This window comes from Actinosynnema mirum DSM 43827, assembly GCF_000023245.1.
GTDB lineage: Bacteria > Actinomycetota > Actinomycetes > Mycobacteriales > Pseudonocardiaceae > Actinosynnema > Actinosynnema mirum.
This window is the reverse complement of the sequence record NC_013093.1, coordinates 3,431,504-3,454,105: the sequence shown is the minus strand read 5'-3', so window position 1 is coordinate 3,454,105 and position 22,602 is coordinate 3,431,504. Positions and strand designations below refer to the sequence as shown.

The 22,602-nt window shown below is 73.6% G+C and carries 20 protein-coding genes; 7 read left to right on the top strand and 13 right to left on the bottom strand.

Annotated features, from left to right (window positions below):
* Positions 1-12: 12 nt before the first annotated feature.
* The 4 genes from yicI to AMIR_RS14915 are packed head-to-tail and all read right to left on the bottom strand — an operon-like array spanning position 13 to position 5,262.
* Positions 13-2,262, bottom strand: a complete 2,250-nt coding sequence (gene yicI / locus AMIR_RS14930) for an alpha-xylosidase (RefSeq protein WP_015801795.1) — start codon at positions 2,260-2,262, stop codon at positions 13-15.
* The gene (locus AMIR_RS14925; protein WP_015801794.1) at positions 2,259-3,071 is read right to left on the bottom strand and encodes a carbohydrate ABC transporter permease; all 813 of its coding nucleotides are present in this window, start codon (positions 3,069-3,071) and stop codon (positions 2,259-2,261) included. Before AMIR_RS14925 ends, yicI begins: the two co-directional genes overlap by 4 nt.
* Positions 3,071-3,988, bottom strand: coding sequence for a carbohydrate ABC transporter permease (locus tag AMIR_RS14920; protein ID WP_015801793.1), 918 nt, complete (start codon positions 3,986-3,988; stop codon positions 3,071-3,073). The genes AMIR_RS14925 and AMIR_RS14920 overlap by 1 nt, the downstream gene beginning before the upstream one ends.
* Entirely contained in the window at positions 3,985-5,262 is a 1,278-nt protein-coding gene (locus AMIR_RS14915; protein WP_015801792.1) for an ABC transporter substrate-binding protein, read from the bottom strand. The genes AMIR_RS14920 and AMIR_RS14915 overlap by 4 nt, the downstream gene beginning before the upstream one ends.
* A gap of 225 nt (positions 5,263-5,487) precedes the next feature.
* On the opposite strand from AMIR_RS14915, the gene AMIR_RS14910 reads away from it, so the two are divergent.
* Positions 5,488-5,790 carry a hypothetical protein gene (locus AMIR_RS14910; RefSeq protein ID WP_041837814.1) on the top strand — a complete coding sequence of 101 codons (303 nt, stop codon included), beginning with the start codon at positions 5,488-5,490 and terminating at the stop codon, positions 5,788-5,790.
* A gap of 310 nt (positions 5,791-6,100) precedes the next feature.
* Here AMIR_RS14910 and AMIR_RS14905 read toward each other — a convergent pair whose 3' ends face one another.
* The 3 genes from AMIR_RS14905 to AMIR_RS14895 form a co-directional block, all read right to left on the bottom strand.
* Positions 6,101-6,886 carry a DUF1684 domain-containing protein gene (locus AMIR_RS14905; RefSeq protein WP_015801790.1) on the bottom strand — a complete coding sequence of 262 codons (786 nt, stop codon included), beginning with the start codon at positions 6,884-6,886 and terminating at the stop codon, positions 6,101-6,103.
* An 88-nt stretch (positions 6,887-6,974) separates the two neighbouring features.
* The gene (locus AMIR_RS14900) at positions 6,975-7,790 is read right to left on the bottom strand and encodes a helix-turn-helix domain-containing protein (protein ID WP_015801789.1); all 816 of its coding nucleotides are present in this window, start codon (positions 7,788-7,790) and stop codon (positions 6,975-6,977) included.
* A 126-nt stretch (positions 7,791-7,916) separates the two neighbouring features.
* Positions 7,917-9,182 (bottom strand): MFS transporter, encoded by a 1,266-nt coding sequence (locus tag AMIR_RS14895; protein ID WP_015801788.1) that lies wholly within the window; start codon positions 9,180-9,182, stop codon positions 7,917-7,919.
* A 165-nt stretch (positions 9,183-9,347) separates the two neighbouring features.
* Here AMIR_RS14895 and AMIR_RS14890 point away from each other — a divergent pair, with 165 nt between their 5' ends.
* From AMIR_RS14890 to AMIR_RS14870, 5 genes are all read left to right on the top strand, one after another.
* The gene (locus tag AMIR_RS14890; RefSeq protein WP_015801787.1) at positions 9,348-11,177 is read left to right on the top strand and encodes a glycoside hydrolase family 3 protein; all 1,830 of its coding nucleotides are present in this window, start codon (positions 9,348-9,350) and stop codon (positions 11,175-11,177) included.
* Complete coding sequence (locus tag AMIR_RS14885) at positions 11,174-11,764, top strand: TetR/AcrR family transcriptional regulator (RefSeq protein ID WP_015801786.1); 591 nt, start codon at positions 11,174-11,176, stop codon at positions 11,762-11,764. Before AMIR_RS14890 ends, AMIR_RS14885 begins: the two co-directional genes overlap by 4 nt.
* A 386-nt stretch (positions 11,765-12,150) precedes the next feature.
* Complete coding sequence (locus tag AMIR_RS14880; RefSeq protein WP_015801785.1) at positions 12,151-12,639, top strand: NUDIX hydrolase; 489 nt, start codon at positions 12,151-12,153, stop codon at positions 12,637-12,639.
* 249 nt (positions 12,640-12,888) lie between these two features.
* Entirely contained in the window at positions 12,889-13,191 is a 303-nt protein-coding gene (locus tag AMIR_RS14875) for a hypothetical protein (RefSeq protein ID WP_187313516.1), read from the top strand.
* 84 nt (positions 13,192-13,275) lie between these two features.
* Complete coding sequence (locus AMIR_RS14870; protein ID WP_015801783.1) at positions 13,276-13,875, top strand: TetR/AcrR family transcriptional regulator; 600 nt, start codon at positions 13,276-13,278, stop codon at positions 13,873-13,875.
* 70 nt (positions 13,876-13,945) lie between these two features.
* Here AMIR_RS14870 and AMIR_RS14865 read toward each other — a convergent pair whose 3' ends face one another.
* The 6 genes from AMIR_RS14865 to AMIR_RS42735 form a co-directional block, all read right to left on the bottom strand.
* Positions 13,946-15,046 carry a Gfo/Idh/MocA family protein gene (locus AMIR_RS14865; protein WP_015801782.1) on the bottom strand — a complete coding sequence of 367 codons (1,101 nt, stop codon included), beginning with the start codon at positions 15,044-15,046 and terminating at the stop codon, positions 13,946-13,948.
* Positions 15,043-15,780, bottom strand: a complete 738-nt coding sequence (locus AMIR_RS14860) for a sugar phosphate isomerase/epimerase family protein (RefSeq protein ID WP_015801781.1) — start codon at positions 15,778-15,780, stop codon at positions 15,043-15,045. The genes AMIR_RS14865 and AMIR_RS14860 overlap by 4 nt, the downstream gene beginning before the upstream one ends.
* Positions 15,781-16,091: 311 nt before the next feature.
* Positions 16,092-16,949, bottom strand: a complete 858-nt coding sequence (locus tag AMIR_RS14855; RefSeq protein ID WP_015801780.1) for a hypothetical protein — start codon at positions 16,947-16,949, stop codon at positions 16,092-16,094.
* 157 nt (positions 16,950-17,106) lie between these two features.
* Complete coding sequence (locus AMIR_RS14850; protein ID WP_015801779.1) at positions 17,107-18,735, bottom strand: alpha/beta hydrolase; 1,629 nt, start codon at positions 18,733-18,735, stop codon at positions 17,107-17,109.
* A gap of 282 nt (positions 18,736-19,017) precedes the next feature.
* Entirely contained in the window at positions 19,018-19,536 is a 519-nt protein-coding gene (locus AMIR_RS41850) for a sensor histidine kinase (RefSeq protein ID WP_015801778.1), read from the bottom strand.
* Between the two features lie 340 nt (positions 19,537-19,876).
* Positions 19,877-21,235: an alpha/beta hydrolase gene (locus AMIR_RS42735; RefSeq protein WP_015801777.1), complete on the bottom strand. Its 1,359-nt coding sequence runs from the start codon at positions 21,233-21,235 to the stop codon at positions 19,877-19,879.
* Here AMIR_RS42735 and AMIR_RS14835 point away from each other — a divergent pair.
* Entirely contained in the window at positions 21,165-22,340 is a 1,176-nt protein-coding gene (locus AMIR_RS14835) for a MalY/PatB family protein (RefSeq protein WP_041836774.1), read from the top strand. The genes AMIR_RS42735 and AMIR_RS14835 overlap by 71 nt on opposite strands.
* The last annotated feature ends 262 nt before the right edge of the window (positions 22,341-22,602 follow it).

Below are 22,602 nucleotides of genomic sequence, written 5' to 3'. Positions count from 1 at the left end.
ACGGGGAAGGCCTCACCAGCTCACGCTTCCCGCTTCCGCGACGCCGTTCTCCGCGTCGACCGACCGCCCGCCGGGCAGCACCAGCCGCCAGTGCGCGGGCGGGTTCCGGGCGGTCGCGCGGACGGTGTCGCCGTCGCGGTGGACGGTGAAGCGCGACTCGCCCACGCGGACCTCGGTGGCGCTGCCGTCGGCGAGCTCGTGGCAGTGCAGGGAGACGCCCTCGGCGTGGTCGTAGTCCGGGCGGTCGTCCACCGCGCCGACCGGGACCACCGCGCCGGGGCGCACCAGGAGCGGGATCGAGAGGTGGTCGTGGGTCTGCCGGTGCCAGCGGGGGCCGGTCAGGCGCTCACCGGTCAGGTGGCTGGTCCAGACGCCCTCCGGGACGTAGAACTCCACCTCGCCGGTCGGGGTGAAGACCGGGGCCACCAGCAGGTCGTCGCCGAGCATGTACTGGCGGTCCAGGTGGGCGCAGGCCGGGTCGTGCGGGAACTCCAGCGCCATGGCCCGCATCACCGGCACGCCGTGCTCGGCCGCCTGCCTCGCCGCGTTCTTCAGGTACGGCATGAGGCCCAGCTTGAGCTTGGTGAAGCGGCGCAGGACGTCCACCGCCTCCTCGTCGAACGCCCACGGGACGCGGTACGAGGAGCTGCCGTGCAGCCTGCTGTGCGAGGACAGCAGGCCGAAGGCCGTCCAGCGCTTGAACAGGTCCGGGTCCGGGGTTCCCTCGAAGCCGCCGATGTCATGGCTCCAGAAGCCGAACCCGGTGAGCCCCAGGGAGAGGCCGCCGCGCAGGCTCTCCGCCATGGCCGCGTAGCTGGACTCGCTGTCGCCGCCCCAGTGCACCGGGAACTGCTGGGTCCCGGCGGTGGCGGAGCGGGCGAAGACCACGGCCTCGTTCTCGCCCTTGCGGCGCAGCAGGAGGTCGAAGACGGTCTTGTTGTACAGGTGGGTGTAGAGGTTGTGCATCCGCTCCGGGTCGGAGCCGTCGTGGTAGACGACGTCGGTGGGGACGCGCTCGCCGAAGTCGGTCTTGAAGCAGTCGACGCCCTGGTCCAGCAGGCGCTCCAGCTTCCCGGCGTACCAGTCGCGGGCCTCGGGGTTGGTGAAGTCCACCAGGGCCATGCCGGGCTGCCACAGGTCCCACTGCCACACCTCGCCGGTGGGGCGGCGCAGCAGGTAGCCGGCCTTCCTCCCCTCCTCGAACAGCGGGGAGCGCTGGGCGATGTACGGGTTGATCCACACCGAGATGCTCAGGCCGCGCTCCTTGAGGCGGGCCAGCATCCCCTCGGGGTCCGGGAAGACCTCCGGGTCCCACTCGAAGTCGCACCAGTGCAGGCCGCGCATCCAGAAGCAGTCGAAGTGGAAGACGCTCAGCGGCAGGTCGCGCTCGGCCATGCCGTCGATGAAGCCGGTGACGGTCTTCTCGTCGTAGGAGGTGGTGAAGGAGGTGGACAGCCACAGGCCGAACGACCAGTCCGGGGGCAGCGCGGGGCGGCCGGTGAGGGCGGTGTACTTGCGCAGCACCTCCTTCGGCGTGGGGCCGTGGATGACCAGGTAGTCCAGCCGCTGGCCGGGGACGCTGAAGCCGACCCTGGACACGGCCTCGGAGCCGACCTCGAAGGAGACCTTGCCGGGGTGGTCGACGAACACGCCGTACCCGGCGCTGGTCAGGTAGAACGGGGCGTTCTTGTACGCCTGCTCGCTGCTGGTGCCGCCGTCGGCGTTCCAGATGTCGACGACCTGGCCGTTGCGGGTGAGCGGGCCGAAGCGCTCGCCCATGCCGTAGACGACCTCGCCGACGCCGAGCGCGAGCTGCTCGCGGACGTGGTGCTCGCCGTCCAGGGTCATGAAGCCCATGGCCTTGGCGTCGCTGGAGGTCAGGGTGCGGCCGTCGGCGGTGAACTCCAGGCGCCAGTCCTCGCCGCGGTGGACCCGCGCGGTGAGGGAGCCCGAGGTGAGGGTGGCGAACTGCTCGTCCACCTCGACCTTCGGCCGGTGACCGTCCTCGGTGGACAGCTCGAAGCCGACCTCGTCGTGGCCGCCGGAGAAGTGGGTGACCGACACCCGCACCACGTCCGGCATCGGGGAGGACAGGCCGATCGTGGCGACCGGGCCCTTGAGCAGGTCGCCCCGGTGCCGGACGCGGTGGGTGGGCGCGTGCGCGGTCAGGGTCCCGTCGCCGGGCTCCACGTCGTGCACGTGCTGGGGGAAGTGGGCGGTGACGCCCGGTCGGAGAAGCCAGTACCCGTCGGTGAACTTCACTTGATCGCCCCTGCCGTGATGCCGCGCGCCAGTGCGCGTTGGAAGAGTAGGAAGAAGGCGATGGCCGGGACGACGCCGAGCAGCGCCGAGGCGCTGGAGGCGGTGGCGTCCATCATCTGCTGGCCCTGGAGCACGCCCAGGGAGACGGGGACCGTCTGGTTCCCGTTGGAGATCAGCAGGACCATCGGGAGGAAGAACTCGTTCCAGGTCCAGATGAAGAAGAACACGAAGAGCACGCCCAGGGTGGGCCTGCTGACCGGGACGACCACGCGCAGCAGGGTCTGCCACTTGCCCGCGCCGTCGACGACGGCGGCGTCGAGCAGCTCGCGCGGGAAACCGCTGAAGGTGGAGGCCAGCAGGTAGGTGCCGAAGGCGGACTGGATGGCGGTGAACACGATGATGACGCTGAGCCTGGTGTCGTACAGGCCGGTCTCGTTGGCCAGGAAGTACAGCGGGTAGGCCAGCGCCTCCTGCGGGAGGGTGTTGGCGGCCAGGAACAGCACCAGCACCCAGGTGCGGCCCTTGATCCGGCCGATGCCGAGCGCGTAGGCGTTGAGCACGGCCAGCACCACGGCGAGCACGGCGACGGAGGAGCTGATCAGCAGGCTGTTGAGCAGCTTCTCGCCGTAGTCGACGCGCTCCCACACGGCGGTGATGCCGTCGAGCGAGACGCGGTCGGGCAGGCTGATCGGGCCGTCGGTGCTGTACTGCTCGGGGGACTTGAACCCGTTGACCAGCACCACGCCGAACGGGGCGAGCACCACCAGCGCGAGCGCGACGAAGGACCAGAGGACGGCGTGGCGGCGCATCAGCCGTCCTCCCCCTTGTTCTGGGCGCGCAGGAACAGCGCGGTGAGCACGACGATCAGCAGGGTGAGGACGGTGGCGATGGCGGAGCCGTAGCCGACCTTGGCCTTCTCGAAGAAGTTCTGGAACGAGTAGTAGGCCGGGACGTTCGTCGCGCCGCCGGGGCCGCCCCTGGTGAGCACGTACACCGGGGCGAACACCTTGAGCGAGGCGATGGTGCAGGTCAGCAGGACCACGAACACCTCGGGGCGCAGCTGCGGCACGGTGACGTGCCGGAAGCGGCCCCACCACGAGGCGCCGTCGAGCTGGGCGGCCTCGTGCAGCGACGGGTCGACGCGGCCCATGCCCGCCATGAACACCACGACGGGGTAGCCGATCTGCACCCACAGCAGCACGGCCATGACCGACCACAGGGCGAGGTCGGGGTCGCCGAGCCAGTTGCGCGCCAACGACTCCGCGCCGAGCGCGCCGAGCAGCTCGTTGACGGCGCCGCCCTGCGGGGCCAGCAGCCAGCCCCAGACGATGCCCGCGACGGCGATCGGCAGGACCTGCGGCAGGTAGACGCAGGCGCGCAGGATCGCGGCGGGGCGCGGTCCGAAGTTGCGGCCGACGTGGTCGTGCAGGCCCGCCGCGATCATCAGGCCGAGCGCGGTGGGCACGATCGCCATGGCGACGACGAGGGCGGCGTTGTTGCGGAACGACTGCCAGAAGGTGCTGTCGCCCAGCAGCTTCCCGTAGTTGTCCAGGCCGATCCAGGTGGGGTCGCCGACGCCGGACCACGAGGTGAAGCTGGTGCCGATGTTCATGCCGAACGGCACCAGGATCACGGCGAGCAGCAGGAGCGCGCCGGGGACGAGGAACAGCGGGTAGGTCCCGCCGCTCCCCCTCCTCCGCCGCACGCGGGGTGCGGCGGACGTCATTTGCCGATGTCCGCGAGGTTCTCCCGGTACGGGCCGACCAGCTCGTCGAGGGCCTGGTCCGGGGTGGCGCCGCCGGTCATGAGCTTCTGCACGGCGGAGACGTGCACGTCGTAGAAGCCGGGGGCGGGCCAGTCGGGGTAGAAGCCGAACCCGTCCGCCGCCGCCACCGCGGCGAAGTCCTCGTTGAGGCGCTGGGTCTGCGGGTCCGCGGCCTGCCCGTCGCTCGCGGCGAGCGCGACGCCGCCGGAGTCGCGCAGGACGTCCTGGATCTCCTGGGAGAGCGTGATGTCGATGAACTCCTTGGCGATGTCCTGCTTCTCGGAGCCCTTGGGCACCACCCACAGGTTGCCGCTGCCGCCGGAGGTCATCTTGCCGGGCCACGCGGTGGTGCCCCACTGGAAGTCCTTGATGGTGGCCTTGACGCGGCCGAACCACCAGCTGCCGGTGATCATGACGGGCTGCTTGCCCTGCATGAACGACAGGCCCATGTCCTCGGCCTTCAGGCCCGCGTCGTCCTTGTCGACGTAGCCCTTGGCGACCCAGTCGGCGAAGGTGGTGGCGCCCTTGGTCCACGCCTCGTCGTGGAAGTCCACGTCGCCGGTGTAGCGCTGGTAGCGGTCGACCCAGTCGCGGTCGGCCTCGGTGAGGGCGAGCTGGTAGAGCACCTGGTGCGCCGGGTACTCGCCGCCGCCGGTGGCCAGCGGGGTGATGCCCGCGGACTTGAACTTGTCCATGGCGGCGGTGAGCTGGTCCAGCGTGGTCGGCGGTTGCAGGCCCTGCTGGTCGAACATGTCCTTGTTGTAGTAGACGAGGACGTACTCGGCGTAGTTGGGCACGCCGTACCACTTGTCGCCACCCATGACGCCGGACTCGTCGTAGCGGGCGGCGGTGTCGACGGCGCCGACCTTGGCGTCCCAGCCCTTGGCCTTGACCTCGTCGGTCAGGTCGACCAGCAGGCCCTGCTTGGCGAGCAGGCCGGTGCTGGCGTTGCCCTTGTTGTACTCCAGGACGTCCGGGGCCTCGTTGGAGCCGAGGACCATGGACGCGGTCTTGCGGATCTGCTCGAAGCCCTTCTCCTCCACCACGACGTTCAGGTCGGGGTGGCGCTGCTTGAGCTGGTCGACGGCCTTGTTCCAGGCGATGGCCATCGCGCTGTCCGGCGACTCGTAGTGCCAGATCCTGAAGGTCTTGTCGTCGTCTCCCGCGCTGCCCCCGCACCCGGCGGCGGCGAGCGAGGCGGCCAGGACGACGGCCGTGAGGCGCTTGGACGTCACTGTTCCTCCACGGTGAGGGTGTGCGGAACCCACCGCTCCCCTGCGTCGGGGCGCGGTGGCGGGACGGTGCTCGCGGAGTGGGGCTGGGGTGCCCGTGGTCCGGTCGACCGCATTGTCGAAGCGCTTCGACTGCGCAGCGTAGACGGGTGATCATGCGCTGCACAACAGGGTGGAGGGGCCGTTTTGGAACCGCTCCCGGGGTGGGACGGGTGCGAGGGTGGGGCGGTGGGCGAGGTGGAGCGGACGCCGGACGGGCGATACGTGGTGGTCAACGGGCGGCGGTGGCGCGCGGAGGACCCCGGCCTGCCGGAGGAGGTGGCGGGGCGGTTGCGGCGGGCGCTGATGGCCGCGCGGCGGGAGGTGGGGGCGGCGCTGCGGGCGGGGGACGCGGAGCGTGAGCGGGCGGCGCGGGCGCGGGTGGGGGTGGCGAAGCGGGCGCTGGGCGAGCGGGGGACGCCGTGGTGGGAGCAGAGCGAGGCGGAGCGGCGGGAGCGGTGGGAGGCGGGGGTGGCGGAGCTGGGGGTGTGACGGGGCGCTTCCGGTGATCGGGCGGGACCGGAACGGCCTTGGGGCTGCGCACGCTGACGGTGATCAAGCAGTCGTCACGGTCGTGAAGGGCGTCGCCTCCCCGCGCTGCTCTCCGACGAGGCCGCACGGGTCGGGACCCGTCGCGCGGCGCTCGCGGGTGACGTGCTGCCGCCGGCCCCGTTGCGGCCGGGTGACGTCCGGGGCGACGCGCTCCGGTAGCGGCTCAGGCCGCGAGGGCCCGTGCTCGGTGTTCGACCGAGCACGCGCCCTCGTGGCGCTGAAGAGGCCGTCGCGTGGGCGCCGTCCCGCGTCAGCCCCGCCCGTGCGGCGTCTTCTCCCCCGCCTCCACCGCGAACGGCAGGGTGTTGCCCTCCGGTGGCAGCGGGCAGGTGGCGTAGTCGGTGAACGCGCACGGCAGGTTGGTCGCGCGGTTGAAGTCCAGGATCACCCTCCCCGCCTCGTCCGGTTCCGCGATCTCCAGGGACCGGTTCGCCGCGTATGTCGTCACGCCGCTCGTGGCGTCCGTGAACAGCACGTTCAGCCCGCGCCGCTTGCCGTTGAACGCGGTCAGCGCGTGCTCCTGCCCGCCAAAGGAGAACCGGACCACGCCGGGCGCGGTGTAGACGTGGCTCAGGCCCTCCACGACCGCGCCCACCGTCGTCGGCCTCGGTTCCGGGAACGGCTCGTAGACGCCCTCGATGCGCCAGTCCGGGTCCGGCGGGTAGCTCGGCACGCCGTCGAACTCCAGCAGCGCCGCCGCCTTCGGGTCGTGCACGCGGATCAGATAACCGCCCCGCCGCGCCACCTCCACCTCGACGTCGCCGATCGCGATCCGCGCGCCCGCCCCGCTGTCGACCAGCTCGAACCTGCTCTGCCCCAGCACCGGGAACCCGCTCTGCGAGGCCTGCGCCCCCTGCGGGTCGAAGTAGGCCGCGTCCTCGTCCTGCCACCACACGCCCGGCAGCCCGGCGTAGCCGCGCGGCCGGTCGTCCAGCCAGTCCAGCGACACCAGCGCGAGCCAGCCGAGCGGCGCGGCCAGGGTCCGCTCGCGCTCGTCCTTCCAGCGCCGCCACTGCTCGATGAAACCCTCGCCCACGGAAAGCACCCCTCGTCGTCGCTCGACCCCGTCCCCGGTGACAGCGGTCGGACGCGGGTCATTGTTCCCGCTCCCACGGGATGGAACGTCAGGACGTCGCCGCCACCAGCCGCGCGAGCCTGCGGGCGCTCTCCGAGTCCGGCTCGGCGGTGTGGAACACCACGCGCAGGTCGTTCTCCGGCGACACCAGCACGTCGCACTCCAGCTCCAGCTCCCCCACCTCGGGGTGCGCGATGACCTCGCGGTGCGCGATGAACGGGCTGGGCTGGGGGTTCGACCACAGCTCGGCGAACGCCGGGCTCGCGCCGCGCAGGTCGGCGACGAGCCTGCGCAGCGAGGAGTCCTGCGGGTAGCGGGCGGCGGCGGCGCGCAGGTCGGCGGCCACGGCGCGCTCGTAGGGCAGGCGCTCCCACTCGTGCTTCACGGCGGGCGCGTCGCCCTGCGCGAACAGCGCCCAGGCCAGGTTCCCGTCCCGGCCGACCGGCGGGTCGCCGAGCAGCGCGGCCCTGGGAGCGTTGTGCGTCAACGGGTTCCACGCCGCGTCGTACACGCCGACCGGCAAGTCGGCCATGCGCCGCAGCAGTCTGCGCACGCTCTCCGAGATCCGGCCGGGCACCACGCCGGACGACGGCGGCGGCTGCCCCGCGACGCGGTGGAAGTGGTCCAGCTCCACGCCGACCAGCCGCAGCGCCCGCCCGAGCGCGGCGACCACCTGCGGGGAGGGGTTGCGCGAGCGCCCCTGCTCCAGGCGCACCACGTAGTCCACCGACAGCCCCGCGTAGGCGGCGAGCTCCTCCCGGCGCAGACCGGGGACCTTGCGCTCCTCCGGTTCGCGCGAGCCCAGCTCGCCCGGCGTGACGCGGTCCCGCAGCTGCCGCAGCAAAGCCCCGAACTCCGTCGTCATGGTCACGAGTATCCACCCGGACGGGGCCGGCTGTGCGGTACGCGAGCACCGCTCACCCGACCCCGTCCGGGACCCCGCCCCGCCCAGGGCGCGACGGGGGAGGAATTGTCCGCTGTGGACGGTCGGTCAGCGCACGCGCCTGATGCCCGTGATCAGGAACGCCGAGAACACCGCGAGCCCGGCGGAGACGAGGAACAGGCCGCTGTAGCCGATGCCGGAGGCGAGGGCGAGCCCGGCGACGCCGGGGGCGAGGAACTGCGGCGCGGTGTTGGCCACGTTCAGGATGCCCATGTCCTTGCCGTGGTTGGCGTCGCTGGGCAGCACGTCGCTGAGCAGCGCCTGGTCGACCGCGATGTAGATGCCGTACGCGAAGCCGCCGAGCGCGATGAAGGTCAGGAACATGCCGCGCGTGGGCACCAGCGCCAGCGGGACGAACGCGCCCGCGATGATCAGCGAGGCCAGGATGATCAGCGGCTTGCGCCTGCCGATGCGGTCGGAGAGCGGGCCGGAGATCAGCGTGCCGATCCCGGAGGCCACTGCCATGATCACACCCGCGAGCGCGACGGTGCCCGCCACGCCCGCCGCGTCGAGCTTGATGTAGTCCTGCAGGATGAACAGCTGGTAGAGGGTGGCGGAGAAGTAGGCCAGCAGCAGGGTGAGCCTGCCGAACAGGGCGAGCAGGTAGTCGCGGTCGGCCGGGACCTTGAAGGTGCGGGCCAGCTCGACCAGGGAGAACGCCTCGCGCGGCTCGTCGAGGTTGGGGCGGTCCTTGGCGAAGACGGCGAAGACCAGCGCGGTGACCGCGATCGCCCACGGCATGATCGCCATGCCGGTGCGGATCTCGTCCAGGAACGCCGCGCCGATGACCGCGCCCGCGCTCTGCGCGAGCAGCATCCCGAGGCCGATGACCGCCGACGCCAGGCCGCGGCGCTCGGTGGGCACCCGGTCGGGCAGCACGGCGTAGAGCGGGGCGAGCAGGGCGTTCAGGCCGATCTGGTAGCCGATGTACAGCACGATCAGCAGCCCGAACGAGCTGGTGGTGGACATCGCGCTCAGGGACGCGGCGGAGACCAGGCCGCCCACCGCGATCCAGCCGTTGCGCTTGCCGAACCGGGAGCGGGTGCGGTCGGACAGCGAGCCGAACAGGATGTTCGCGACCAGACCGGCCGCCGCGCCGACGGCGGTGAGCACGCCGTAGAGGGCGACCTTGGCCTCGGGGTCGACCTGCTCCATGAGCGCGGGGATGAGCGTGGTGGAGACGCCGAGGGCGACCACCCAGCCGAAGTGCGCCTGGAAGAGCAGGGGGCCGAGCTTGCCGAGACGCGCGGGGACCGGGGGTCCGGACGGCTCCGACGCGGAGGGCGACGGTGTGCCTGCGGTGGTCTGGGACATGTGTCTCCTCGCGTCTTTGCAAGGCCAGGTGGTGCGGATACGGCACGCTAACACCAAATACTGACCATGTGTAAGGTTTTGCCGCCACCGAAAACCTCACACGCCTCAGGTTTCCGGTGGTCGGTGTTCCAGCGGTGTTCGACGGCGACGACTGCGAGGTCCCCCATGGGTTCCACCGACCCCTCCCCTGACTTCACCGACCTCAACGGCAACGGCGTGCTCGACCCGTACGAGGACCCAGGGCTCACCCCCGAGGAGCGGGCCGACGACCTGCTCGGGCGGCTGAGCCTCGCCGAGAAGGTCGGCCTGATGTTCCACACCGTCATCGAGCCCGGCCCCGGCGGCGAGCTGCTCGACACCCCCGGCCGGATCAGCAAGAGCCCCACCCGCGAGGTCGTGGGCGTGAAGCACCTCACGCACTTCAACGTGCACGCCCTCGGCACCGCCCGCGAGGCCGCGCGGTGGAACAACGCGATCCAGCGGCTGGCCCGCACCACCCCGCACGGCGTCCCGGTGACCATCAGCACCGACCCCCGGCACGCGTTCACCGAGAACTCGGGCGTGTCGTTCACGGCGGGCGCGTTCTCCCAGTGGCCGGAGTCACTGGGCCTGGCAGCGCTGGGCGACCCCGAGGCGGTGCGCCGGTTCGCCGACATCGCCCGCCGCGAGTACCTGGCCGTGGGCATCCGGGCCGCGCTGCACCCGCAGGTCGACCTGGCCACCGAGCCGCGCTGGGGCAGGCAGGCGCAGACGTTCGGCAGCTCGGCCGAGCGCGCCGCCCGCTACGTCGCCGCCTACCTGGACGGGTTCCAGGGCGCGGAGCTGGGACCGGGCAGCGTGGCGTGCACCACCAAGCACTTCCCCGGCGGCGGCCCGCAGAAGGACGGCGAGGACGCGCACTTCCCGTACGGGCGCGAGCAGGTCTACCCCGGCGGGCGGTTCGAGGAGCACCTGGCGCCGTTCCGGGCGGCGATCGCGCGCGGGACGGCGGCGATCATGCCCTACTACGGGATGCCGGTCGGGCTGGAGCTCGGCGGCGAGCCGGTGGAGGAGGTCGGGTTCGGCTACAACAGGCGGATCGTCACCGGTCTGCTGCGCGACGAGCTCGGGTACGACGGGGTCGTGGTGACCGACTGGGAGCTGGTCAACGACAACGTCGTGGGCGATCGGGTGCTGCCCGCGCGGGCGTGGGGCGTGGAGCACCTGGACCCGCGCGGGCGGATGCTGAAGGTGCTGGAGGCCGGGTGCGACCAGTTCGGCGGCGAGGAGTGCGTGGACCTGCTGCTGGACCTGGTGCGGTCCGGGGAGGTCGGCGAGGCGCGGATCGACGTGTCCGCGCGCAGGCTGCTGCTGGTCAAGTTCCGACTGGGTCTGTTCGACGACCCGTTCGTCGACGAGGACGCGGCCGAGGAGGTCGTCGGGGCGGCGGAGTTCGTGCGCGCGGGCCGTGAGGCGCAGTCCCGGTCGGTGACCGTGCTGGAGAACCGGGGCGGCCTGCTGCCGCTCACCGGACGGCGCCGGGTGTACGCGGAGGGCCTGACCGCGGAGGCGGCGGCCAGGCTGGGCGAGGTCGTGCCCGATCCGGCGTCGGCGGACCTGGCCGTGGTGCGCCTGAACGCCCCCTACGAGCACCGCGACGACCTGTTCCTGGAGGCCTGGTTCCACCAGGGCTCCCTGGACTTCCCACCCGGCCTGGTCTCCCGCCTGGCCCGCGTCGCCGCCGCCGCACCGCTGGTGCTCGACGTGACCCTGGACCGCCCCGCCGTGCTCACCCCGCTGGCCGAGCTGGCGAGCGCGCTGGTCGTGGACTACGGCACGTCCGACGAGGCCCTGGTGGACGCCCTGACCGGCGTGACGCCCCCGGAGGGCAGGCTGCCGTTCGAAATCCCCCGCTCGATGGCGGCCGTGCGGGCGTCCCGCGAGGACGTGCCGGACGACACCGCGAACCCGCTGTACCCGGCCGGTCACGGGCTGGGAGGTAGCCTGCCGGCATGACGCAGGAGACCGCCGGGACCAGGCGCGGCCCCTACCGCAAGGGCGTGGAGCGCAGGCGGAGGATCGTGGAGACGGCGGTGGAGGTGTTCGCCGCCAAGGGGTACACCAGCGGGTCGATGCGCGAGATCGCCACGCGGGTCGGCCTCACCCAGGCCGGGCTGCTGCACCACTTCGCCGACAAGGAGGAGCTGCTCACCGAGGTCCTGAACGCGCGGGACGGCTCGGTGGACGCGGCGCTGGCCGAGCGGGAGGCGACCACGCTGCGGGAGGCGCTCGCCGGGATAGCCGAGCACAACCGGCGCGAGCAGGGCCTGACCTCCGTGTTCACGATCCTGTCCGCGGAGGCGACGAACGAGGACCACCCCGCGCACGGGTACTTCACGCGGCGGTACCGGGAGCAGCACGCGGCGTCGGTGGCGGCGGTGCGTGCGGAGCAGGCGGCAGGACGGATGCGCGCGGACGTGCCGCCGGAGGTGCTGGCGTCGCTGCTGATCGCGGCGCTGGACGGCTTGCAGCTGCAGCAGTCCTACCTGCCGGAGATCGACCCGACCGAGGTGCTGGAAGCGCTGTTCACCGAGCGGGACTAACCGAAAGCCGCCGCACTCGCGAGCTCACCGCTTCGCGGGCTGCGGGGCGAGCGCAGCGAGCCCACGCAGCCCCCATCCCGCGTCCCTCGTCTCCGCTTGGCCTGGCGCAGCCCGAGCACGCTCGTCAAGATGCCGCCGCACCGCCACGGCAGACCACCCGAGCCGTACGGCGTCTTGACGAGTGTGCTTGCCTGAAAGGAGGCCACACGGGGACGAGGGACCCGGACCACCGCAGTGGTAAACGCACCACCAGCGGAACAGTCACCGGCCGGCAGAGCCCGTCCCCCTCGTTTTTGGAGGCCTGCCCCGCCGGCGAGGCGCTCCCTCGCCCCCGCCCCAGAACGCACGCCCGCCGCACTCCGAACAGCCGCACTACGATCGGCCGGGTGGCTACCCCAGACTTCATCCTGGCCCTGCGCGAGAAGATCGGCACCGCCCCGCTCTGGCTCACCGGCGTGACCGCCGTCGTGCTGCGCGGTGACGACGAGGTGCTGATGGTGCAGCGCGCCGACTCCGGCCAGTGGACCCCGGTCACCGGCATCATCGACCCCGGCGAGGAGCCCGCCGACGCCGCCGTGCGCGAGGTCCTGGAGGAGTCCGGGATCGTCGCCGTCGCCGAGCGGCTGGTCAAGGCGCACGTCCTCCCCCCTCAGCAGTACGACAACGGCGACCGGGTGCAGTACCTCGACCTGGTGTTCCGCCTGCGCTGGGTCTCCGGGGACCCGCACCCCGCCGACGGCGAGAACACCCAGGCCCGCTGGTTCCGCCTGGACGAGCTGCCCGAGCTCCGACCGACCATGGTCGACCGGATCGCCGCCGCGCGCTCCCACGACGAGCGCGCCCGCTTCACCGAGGGCGGCGTCGCGCGGCCCTGACGGTCCCCCGCCCGGCCAAGTCGTTATCCGCCCTTGTCCGGCGGCGTGCAACCCCCGAACCCCTATGCGCGGTAGCAGGGAGTGAGGAGCGCGCAAGCAGGAGCGGGGTGCCCGGTGACGCTGGACGAGCAGGAACGCGGACCGACGTGGGAGGCGGACGACGAGGGGAACGCGGAGGGTCACGACCAACGACCAGTTGAGTCCACTTCGGACGATCGACTCGCCCGGAAGGCCAACTCCCGCGCCCGCTTGACCCTCCCCCTGCTCGCCGCGCTGGCCGCCCTGCTGCTACCGGCCGGGGTCATGCTGACCACCCAGCTGCTGACCGGGAACACCGTGGTCCGCGTGACCTGCGAACCCGAGGACGGCGCCGCCGTGTGGGCCTCGCTCCCGAAGGGCCCCGGCGGCGTGCGGGCGCGGGCGGTGCGGACCTGCGACGGCGTGTTCACCTCCGACCCCACCCCCACCGTGTGCGTGGACGGCGACCGGGCCGTGGTGCGGTCGTGGCGGTCGGCCCCGTGCGAGGCGCTGGGGCTGCCCCCGGCCCCGTGACCCCGCCCTTCCGACCGCCGGTGGCGTGCGCGCGGGGGTGCGGCATGATGGCCGGATGCGCCACCACGACCTCGTCCCGGTCCTGTGACCGGGGGTTATCTCAAAGGCCGGATCCGCCGGGAGGACATCATCACGGCGGCCATGGAGCTGTACGGCGAGGTCGGCTACCACGGCGCCTCGCTGCGCGAGACAGCGAAGCGGGTGGGCATCTCGCACGCGGGGCTGATCTACCACTTCCCCACCAAGGAGTCGCTGCTCGCCGCCGTCCTGGAGCGCAGGGACGCCGAGGACGTCGAGCGCGAGCAGCTCACCTCCGGCCCGCCCGGCGCGCGGGTGCTGCGCCAGTACCTCGCGCTGACCGCGCACAACGCCGCGCACCCCGGCATCGTCGACCTGTACTCGCGCCTCGCGGCGGAGGCGACCAGCCCGGACCACCCGGCGCACGAGTACTTCGTCCAGCACTACCGGGGCGCGCGCGAGGGCGTCCTGGAGTCGTTCGAGGTGCTGGCCGCGTCCGGCGGTCTGCGGGACGGGGTGGAGCCCAAGAGCGCCGCGCTGGTGTTCATCGCGCTGATGGACGGCCTGCAGGTGCAGTGGCTCACCTCGCCGGAGGACGTCGACCTGGTCGGCGTGCTGCGCGCCCACCTGCGCACGGTCCTGGCCGACCCGCTCGACCTCGACTGACGCGCGGAACCCGGTGGTGCGCCCGAGAGCGCCCCACCGGGTTCCGAGGGCCGACCTCAGAGGACCGACCTCAGAGGGTCGCCGCGAACGGGTCCCAGTCCTCGGGGAGGGTGGGCGGCACGGCGAACGTGCTGGCGACCTCCACGGTGCGGCCGGACTCGACCGACTCGGCGATCGCGAGCATCGCGTCCAGCACGTGCGCGGCCAGCTCGCCGGACGCCCGCTCCGGCACGCCCGCGCGGATGGCCCGCGCCAGCTCCAGCGCCCCGGTGCCGCGCCCGGCCAGCGCGCCGACCGGTTCCAGGTCCTCCTTCTCCGCGCCCGGCGCGTGCAGCGCGGTGACGCCGTCGAACCGGTTCGGGTCGGGCAGCACCAGGGTGCCCGCCGTGCCGCTGACCTCGACGAACCCGGTGCGCACGAGCGCGGAGTCGAAGCTGAGCACGAGCTGCGCGCTGCCGCCGCCCTCGAAGGACACGAGCGCGGACACCGACGTCGGGACGGTCACCTCGAACTCGGTGCCCGCCCTCGGGCCGGAGCCGATCACGCGGGTCTCGCGCGCCCGGCCGCCCGCCGCCGTGACGTGGTCGATCGGGCCGAACACGGTGGCCAGCGAGGTCAGGTAGTACGGCCCCATGTCCAGCAGCGGGCCGCCGCCGGTCTGGAACAGGAACTCCGGCGCCGGGTGCCAGCTCTCCGGGCCCGGCGTCTGGAACAGGGCGAGCGCGGAGCGCGGCTGGCCGATGCGACCGGCGTCGATGGCGCGGCGCGCGGTCTGCAGGCCGGGGCCGAGGACGGTGTCGGGCGCGCAGGCCACCCGCAGCCCGGCGTCGCGCGCCTTGGCCAGCAGCAGCTCGACGCTGCCCCGGTCCAGGCCCAGGGGCTTCTCGGACCAGACGTGCTTGCCCGCGTCCAGCGCGGCCATGCCGACGGGGACGTGCGCGGCGGGGATGGTCAGGTTGACGACCAGCTCCACCTCGCCGTCGGCGAGCAGCTGCTCGACGGTGCCGGAGCGCTCGACGCCGTGCTTGGCTGCCTGGGCGGCGGCGCGCTCGGGGTCGAGGTCGGCGACCGCGACGACGCGGGTGTCGGCGAACGCGGTCAGGTTCTCCAGGTAGGTGTCGCTGATGGTGCCCGCGCCGATGACGCCGACGCCGACGGGTCCGGTGCTCACTTGGCGTCCTCCAGGGTGAGCAGGAACGCGCGGCTGGCGGCGATGCCCTCGAACAGGTCGCCGCTGTAGGCGTCGAACTCGACCACGCGCAGGGCGTTCGGGGCGGAGGCGAGCACGTCGGCCACGGGCACGCTGCCCTGACCGGCGGGGACCTGGCCGGTGGCGTCGGTGGCCAGGCCGCCGTCCTTGACGTGCAGGGCGACGACGCGCTCGCCGAGGCGGCGCAGCAGGGCCGGGGCGTCCTCGCCACCGGCGGCGGCCCAGTAGGTGTCGACCTCCAGGACCACGTCGGGGGTCAGGTGGTCGGTCAGGACCTCCAGCGCGGCGCGGCCGTCGACGCGGTTGGCCAGCTCCCACCAGTGGTTGTGGTAGCCGACGGTGAGGCCGTGGCCCTTGGCGGCCTCGGCGGCGGCGTTGAGGGCGTCGGCGGTGGCGGCGATGTCGCCCGCGTCGCGCCACTTCTCGTCGGCGATGAACGGGTCGATGAGGGTGGTGACGCCCAGCTCGGCGGCGGCGTCGAAGACCGGGTTCAGCTCGGCGCCGACGAGGCTGACGTGCGTGGTCGGGGCGGACAGCCCGTGCTCGCGCAGGGCGCGCAGGGCGGAGGCGTTCTCCACCAGCTTGAAGGGCTCCACGTTGGTGAAGCCGATCTCGGCGAGCTTGGCGAGGGTGGCCGACGGGTCTTCGGCGAAGGCGTCGCGCACCGAGTAGAGCTGGACGGAAAGCGTGCTCATCTTCGAGCTCCTGACCTGTGGAGTGGCGTATGGGAGCGCTCCCATAGCGTTTTCTACCAGCCGGTCGGAATTGATGCCAGTAGTTTGGCCGGACGAACCCGTGCGGCCGACCGGCCGGGACCGGATGTCGCAGCGGGGACCCACCGGGACGGGGCGTGCGGACGCCCGGTTGCTCCGGATGACCGAAGCGGTCGGCTCGTCCGGGGTGGGGCGGACGCGCCGGGGCACTCCCTCCGGCCGCGCTCGCCGTCCTCTCCGCCCTCTCCGCCCACCTGACCGGGGAACCCGACCAGGCGCGCGCACCCGAACGCCTAGCTGTCCGCCAACTCCTCCAGCCCGGCCCGGTCCAGGACCTCAAGGCGCTGGTCCTGCCCCGTTCCACCGCGCTTGACCAGGCCCTTGCGCTCCAGGTGCCCCAGGGTCTTGCGGAGCTTCTCCGTGACCAGGGAGCCCTTGCCCTTCGCCGCGAACTCGCCCTTCTCCTCCGTGCCCAGGATCGGCGACACGGCCTTCTTCCACGGGCCCACCAGCGCCGCGCGCGGCACCGACGGGGCGTCGCCCGCGACGTCCAGGACGATCTCCGCGAGCACCCGGCCCAGGTCGTCCTGGCCGGACGTGTGCCGCTTGACCAGCTCCTCCACCGTGCTGCGGCCCTCGCCCTCCTTCGTGCTGGGCACGTCCAGCGCGGCCAGGCGGTCCCACAGGGCCTCGTCGGCCGCCGTGGGCTTCAGGCCGTCGGACAGGACCGCCTCGCGGTGCGCGGCCACCGCGCCGCCCAGCGCGAGGACCAGGTTGAGCAGCTCGTCGCGCACGTCGTCGCCGCGCAGCCTGCGCGCCGCCGGGGCGATCAGCCGGTGGTGCTCGCGGACGAGCGCCTCGAAGTTGATCGTCTTCTGCACGCGCTCGGCCTCCTCGGCCGTCTCGCGCTGGTACTCCTCCTGGCTGATCTCGCCGTCGCGCGCCTTCGCCCTGGTCTTCGCCCGCGACGCCGACCGGTGCGCCCGCGCCACCGCGATGCGGTCCAGGATGGCCCGCAGCACCCGGTCGGTCTGCTCGACGTTGGTCTCCAGCGCCAGCAGCCGCCACGCCTCGGCGTCACGGCTGCGCAGCGCGGCGTTGACGTACTGGTAGGCGGCCTGGTCGTCGTCCGGGCCGTAGGGCAGCGTCACGTGCGGGTCCTCAGGGTGCTCACGGGGGCGGTCGGTCCGCCGGGGTCCTGGGACAAGGGTGCCTGGGAGGTGTTCGGCGCGCCCTGCCGGGGCACCGGAACGCGGCCGAGGGCCGCCCCGGCGCGAACGGCGGGACGGCCCTCGGGGGTGGGAGGGGTCAGGAGGTGAACGGGTTCGGCGCGTCGTTGCCGCAGCGGGTGCCCGCCGCCGGGAACGCCCCGCTGACCAGGTAGTCCAGCTTCACCCGCTCGGTGCAGGTGCTGGGGGACAGCATGGTCGAGTGGCCGTGGCCCTCGGTGACGAAGACCCGCGCCCGCGCCAGCTGGGCGGCGCCCGCCCGCGCGCCCGCGAGCGGGGTCGCCGGGTCGTAGCGGTTGTTGATCACCAGGATCTCCGCCGAGGTCCAGCGGTTCCACGGGCCGGTGTAGCGGTTCGCGTCGCGGGCGGGCCAGTACGCGCAGCTCATCATGTCCAGCACGCCGATCCGGCCGAAGTGCGGCACCCGCCGGTCCTCCGAGGCGGCGTGCGCGCGGTACACCGACTCGTCGGTCGGGAAGTCGCTGTCGACGCACTGGATCGCGTTGAACGCCTCGGTGCGGTTCGACGTGTACAGCTCGCGCGGGGCGGCGGTGGCGGTGGCGGCGCGCGTGGCGGCGGGTTCGGCGGACATCGCCTCGGCCCGCACCGCCTCGTGGAGGCTCTGGAGCAGCGCGGCGATGTCCGGCCACCCGCTGAGCGCCGACAGGTCGCCCGCCGTGGTGAAGATCGCCGACCGGGTCCACGTCTGCGGGCCGTCCTCGCCCTGGACGGTGATCGGGCCGCGCTCGGCGCGCGCCATGACCGCCTCCCACTTGGCCCTCGGGTCGCCCCCGCCGAACGCGCAGGCGTCACCGGCCTCCGCGCACAGCCGCAGGAACTCGTCGAACGTCTCGGCGATCGCGTCCGACACGCCCTGCCTGGTGTCCAGCGGGACCGTCGTGCCCTGGTCGCCGTGGCCGGTGACGTTGCCGACGAAGTCCATGGAGCCGTCGAACACCATCGCGCGGACCCGGTCCGGGAACAGGTTCGCGTAGATCGCGCCGAGCTGGGTGCCGTACGAGATGCCGTGGTACGTCAGCTTGTCCTCGCCGAGGGCCTGGCGCAGCCTGTCCAGGTCGCGGGCGGTGTTCGCGGACGACACGTGCTCCAGCAGGTCGCCCGCCTCCTCGCCGCAGCGCTCGGCGAGGTCGCGGGACGCCGCGAAGAACGCGGGCTCGCCGCTCGGGTCGCCGGGCAGCTCGGGCATCGACCCCAGGTACGCCTGCTGCTCGGCGAGGGTGTCGAAGCAGCGCACGGCGGTGCTCGCGCCGATGCCGCGCGGGTCCCACGAGACCACGTCGAACCTCGCCCGCAGCTCCGCCGAGAACAGCCACGGCCACCGGCCGCGCTCGCGCATCCGCTGCAGCCCGGACGCGCCGGGGCCGCCGAAGTTCACGAACAGGGTGCCCACGCGCCGGGTCTTGTCGGTGGCGGGCAGCTTGATGACGGCCAGGTCGACCGCGGCGCCCAGGGCGTTGGTGTAGTCCATCGGGACTTCCAGCGTCGCGCACTGGAACCCGTCCTGGCAGGCGTTCCAGGTGAGCCTGCCGCCGCTGCCGGGATCGGCGGCCGCGGTGGTGGCCGTGGCGGCGGTGACGGCGGGCAGCGCGAGCAGCGCGGCCAGGGCGAGGCCCGCCGCCCGGCGCAGTCGGCGGACCGGCGAGGAGCCGGGATTCCGATTCGGTGATTCCCCCAGTGAAGTTCGCACAACCGGTTCATACGGCGCTCGGACGCCGGTGATCACCAGGTGCGGGCGCGGGGTTTCGGGGTGCCGCAAGCGGAGGCTGCGGGGTGGTCACCGGGCGGGGCGGCCGTCCCAGCGCGGGGCCAGCCCGTGCCGGTTGGCGTACACGGCGGCCTGCACGCGGTCGCGCAGGTCCAGCCACGACCCGGATCGCGGCCACCAGCTCGTGCGCCGGGGTGCTCTTGAGCAGGAACCCGCCGGCGCCCAGCTCCAGCGCGCGGTGCACGTACTCGTCGTCGTAGGTGGTCAGCAGCAGCACCCTGGTGGCCGACCCGGCGGCCAGGATCGCCGCCGTGGCGTCGCCTCCGGGGGGAACGTGGCCGTGGCGCGCCACGAGCCGCCCCCGGGCCCGCACACCACGCCGCCGCCGAACAGTGCCGCGCGGCGCCGCACCCCGTCCAGCCCCCGGCGGGTGCCGTGCGCGGGCGGGCCGGGGCGCACGCCGTTGACCACGGACACCACCAGCTCGGCGGCGCTCTGGGTGATCCGCAGCTCCACGCGCTCGCCGTCCCCGTGCCGCAGCGCGTTGGTGAGCAGCTCCTGCGCGACCCGGTAGGCGGCCACGTCCAGCGAGTCCGGCAGCCGGTCCGCGCCGGCGTGCACGCCGATGGCGCTGACGTGGTGCGAGATCGTGTCGTGCAGCTCGCGGGCCAGTGCGCCGCGCTCCTCGGCGAGCGCGCGGGCCACCTGCTCCTCGGCGTCGCGCCGCTTGCGCTTGACCTCCTCCAGGAACGCGATCCGGTCGGAGGTGCAGCGGCCGGCCACGGCAGCAGCGCGTTGGTCAGCGCCTCCACGGCCAGCACGGCGGCGGTGTCCAGCTCCGGGGGCACGGCGGTCCACCGCGCCCCCAGCACCCCCAGCACCAGCGCGCCCGGCGCCACCCAGGACCACCGGCCGCGCAGCCACGCCCCGGCCAGGTACCCGGCGGCGACCAGACCGGTGGCGTTGCCGACCCGGCCGTCGACGCCGACGTCCGGACCGCCCAGCAGCAGCGCGGCGCAGATGCGGGCGGCGAGCTCGTCGAACGCCAGCAGGGCGCTGACGTCGCCGATCACGCACACCAGGGCGATCAGCCAGGAATTCCGCGCCACGCCCCCTCCGGCGCTCATCGCGCCGCGTAGAACTCCAGGATGCGGACCATGCCGCCCTCGCTGACCGACGGCGTGTGCCCGTCGTCGGGGATCTCGACCACCTCGGCGTCGGGGAACTGCGCGGCGGCCTGCCTGCCCGCTTCGACCGGGGTGTTGGCGTCCAGATCGCCGCTGAGGACGAGCACCGGGGCGTTCGACATCGGTGCGCCCGCCTGGAACGGGGCGCCCCGGCTCGGGGCGTGCGGCCACTTCAGGCAGGCGCCGGAGTCGTAGGAGCCTCGGGTGCTCCAGGCCTCGGCGGAGGAGGGGGCGAAGTCGGCGTCGTCCAGCGCGGCCAGGCCGCGCTCGTAGGCCGCCTCGCGGTCGTTGTCGTTGTCGTCGCCCGCGAAGGGCTCCGGGTAGTCGTGGCAGCTGACGGACCAGTCGGCGGCGACGGTGCAGGCCCGGACACCGGCCGCGGCGGTCTCGACCTCGGTGGTGAGGTAGCGGGTGACCAGGGCGCGGATCGCGGTCAGGTCACCGGACCGCGCGGCGGGCGCGGGGGTGGCGACGCCCACCTGGACCTCGGGGTCCGGGGCGCTGGAGAACGCCTTGCCGACCGCGCCCGCGAGCTGCCGCCCGTCCAGCGGGACCTGGCGGGCGGAGCCGTTCAGCTCGACGTCCACAGTGGATGGAGCGGCGCGCAGGGCGGTGGCCGGCGCGGAGAGGTCGGCGAGGGCGGTGGGGCCGTCGCACTGCCGGGTGCGCTCGCGGACCAGGGTGATGGCGCGGCGCAGGGCGGCGGCGCCCATCGCGCCCTCGGTGCGCCCGGTGACCGAGTAGGCGCCGGACAGGACCGCGGACGCGGTGCGCTCGGGGTGGCGCTGGGCGTGGGTGGCCATCAGGAACGTGCCGTAGGAGTCGCCGAACAGGTCCAGCTTCTCGATGCCCGGTCCGGCGCGGATGTCGTCGGCGACGGCGGCGGTGGTGGTGCTGTGCTGCGGGGAGCGGTCGCCGAGCTGCTCGCCGCACTCGCCGATGGCGAGGCCCTGGGCGTAGAGGTGGCCCGAGAAGTCGAGGGTGGAGGTGCCGGGGCCGCCGGGGTTGGCGCGGTCGAGCGGGACGGTGATGCTGCCGCACTGGGCGGTGGGCAGGTCCGGCAGGTCCGGCAGGTCGGCGCAGGGGGTCAGGGCGAAGGGCTGCCGGGGCTGGGCGGGTTCGGGGGTGTCGGCGCAGGCGGTGGTGAGGGCGGTGGCGGCCAGCGCGGTGACGGTGGCGGCGAGGAGGCGGGGCGGGGGTGGCCCCGGCAGTACCCTCGGCGGGGTGAGCGGCGATGACGTGGACGTGCCGAACCCGTTGACCGGGCTCTCCCCCGAGCGGCTCCGGGCGCGCACGAGCGAGAAGTGGCGCACCTTCCCCGACGACGTGCTGCCGGTGTTCGTCGCGGAGATGGACGTCGACCTCGCGGCGCCGGTCGTGCGGGCGATCGCCGACGCCGTCGCGCTCGGCGACACCGGGTACCCGGCGGGCGGGGCGTACGCCGAGGCGCTGGACGGGTTCGCCCGCGAGCGGTGGGGGTGGGCCGGTGTCGTGGCCGGGCGGGTGTCGCCGGTCGCCGACGTGATGCGCGGGGTGCTGGAGGTGCTCGACGTGCTCTCGTCGGCCTCGGACGCCGTGGTGGTCAGCAGTCCGGTCTACCCGCCCTTCTTCCAGTTCGTCGCGCACACCGGCAGGCGGGTGGTGGAGGCGCCGCTGGGGGTGGACGGGCGGATCGGGTTCGCGGCGCTGGAGGAGGCGTTCCGGGTGGCGGGCGCGCACGGGTCGCGGCCGGTGTTCCTGCTGTGCAACCCGCACAACCCGACCGGGGCGGTGCACCGGGCCGAGGAGCTGGCCGAGGTCGCGGCGCTGGCCGAGCGGTTCGGGGTGCGGGTGGTGTCGGACGAGATCCACGCGCCGCTGGTGCTGCCGGGGGCGCGGTTCACGCCCTACCTGAGCGTGCCGGGGGCGGAGCGGGGGTTCGCGGTGCTGTCGGCGTCGAAGGCGTGGAACCTGGCCGGGCTGAAGGCGGCGGTGGTGGTGGCCGGGGCGGGGGCGGAGGAGGAGCTGGGGCTGTTCCCCGAGTGGGTCAAGGAGGGGCCCAGCCACCTCGGGGTGATCGCGCACGCCGCCGCGCTGCGGGAGGGTGGGGCGTGGTTGGACGCGCTGCTGGCGGGGCTGGACGCGAACCGGCGGCTGCTCGGGGAGCTGGTGGCGGAGGAGCTGCCGGGGGTGCGGTACGCGCCGGGCGAGGGGACTTATCTGGCGTGGCTGGACTGCCGGGGCTTGGGGTTGGGCGACGACCCGGCCGCGGGGTTCCTGGAGCGCGGGCGGGTGGCGCTGACGTCGGGGACGGGGTTCGGCACGGGCGGCGCGGGGCACGCGCGGCTGAACCTGGCCACGTCACCGGAAGTGCTCACCGAAGCGGTCCGGCGGATGGCGGCGGCGGTGCGGGTGGGTTGAGGGTAGGCAGCGGCGCGGGCGGCTGAACCCGGCGGCGACACGGGCGGTCTGAACGGGACGGCGGCTGCTACAGGAGTCTGAACGGGGCGGCGGCGCGGGCAGCGGCGGGCGGGCGCGCCCAGTCCCGTGAACGCACCCGCACCCCCGCCCCGGCCTCACCCCGCCCCAGGCGTTGTCCTGCCCCTTGCCGCCGCCTCCCCTGCCTCAGCCTCCCCTGCCTCCGCCTCCCTTGCCGCAACCTCCCTTGCCTCAGCCTCCCCCG

Bases quoted from the DNA above. Each gene is read 5' to 3' on its own strand.
- AMIR_RS14925 (WP_015801794.1), bottom strand. From the start codon at position 3,071: ATGCGCCGCCACGCCGTCCTCTGGTCCTTCGTCGCGCTCGCGCTGGTG.
- AMIR_RS14895 (WP_015801788.1), bottom strand. From the start codon at position 9,182: ATGTCCCAGACCACCGCAGGCACACCGTCGCCCTCCGCGTCGGAGCCG.
- AMIR_RS14890 (WP_015801787.1), top strand. From the start codon at position 9,348: ATGGGTTCCACCGACCCCTCCCCTGACTTCACCGACCTCAACGGCAAC.
- AMIR_RS14860 (WP_015801781.1), bottom strand. From the start codon at position 15,780: ATGAGCACGCTTTCCGTCCAGCTCTACTCGGTGCGCGACGCCTTCGCC.
- AMIR_RS14920 (WP_015801793.1), bottom strand. From the start codon at position 3,988: ATGACGTCCGCCGCACCCCGCGTGCGGCGGAGGAGGGGGAGCGGCGGG.
- AMIR_RS14885 (WP_015801786.1), top strand. From the start codon at position 11,174: ATGACGCAGGAGACCGCCGGGACCAGGCGCGGCCCCTACCGCAAGGGC.
- AMIR_RS14900 (WP_015801789.1), bottom strand. From the start codon at position 7,790: ATGACGACGGAGTTCGGGGCTTTGCTGCGGCAGCTGCGGGACCGCGTC.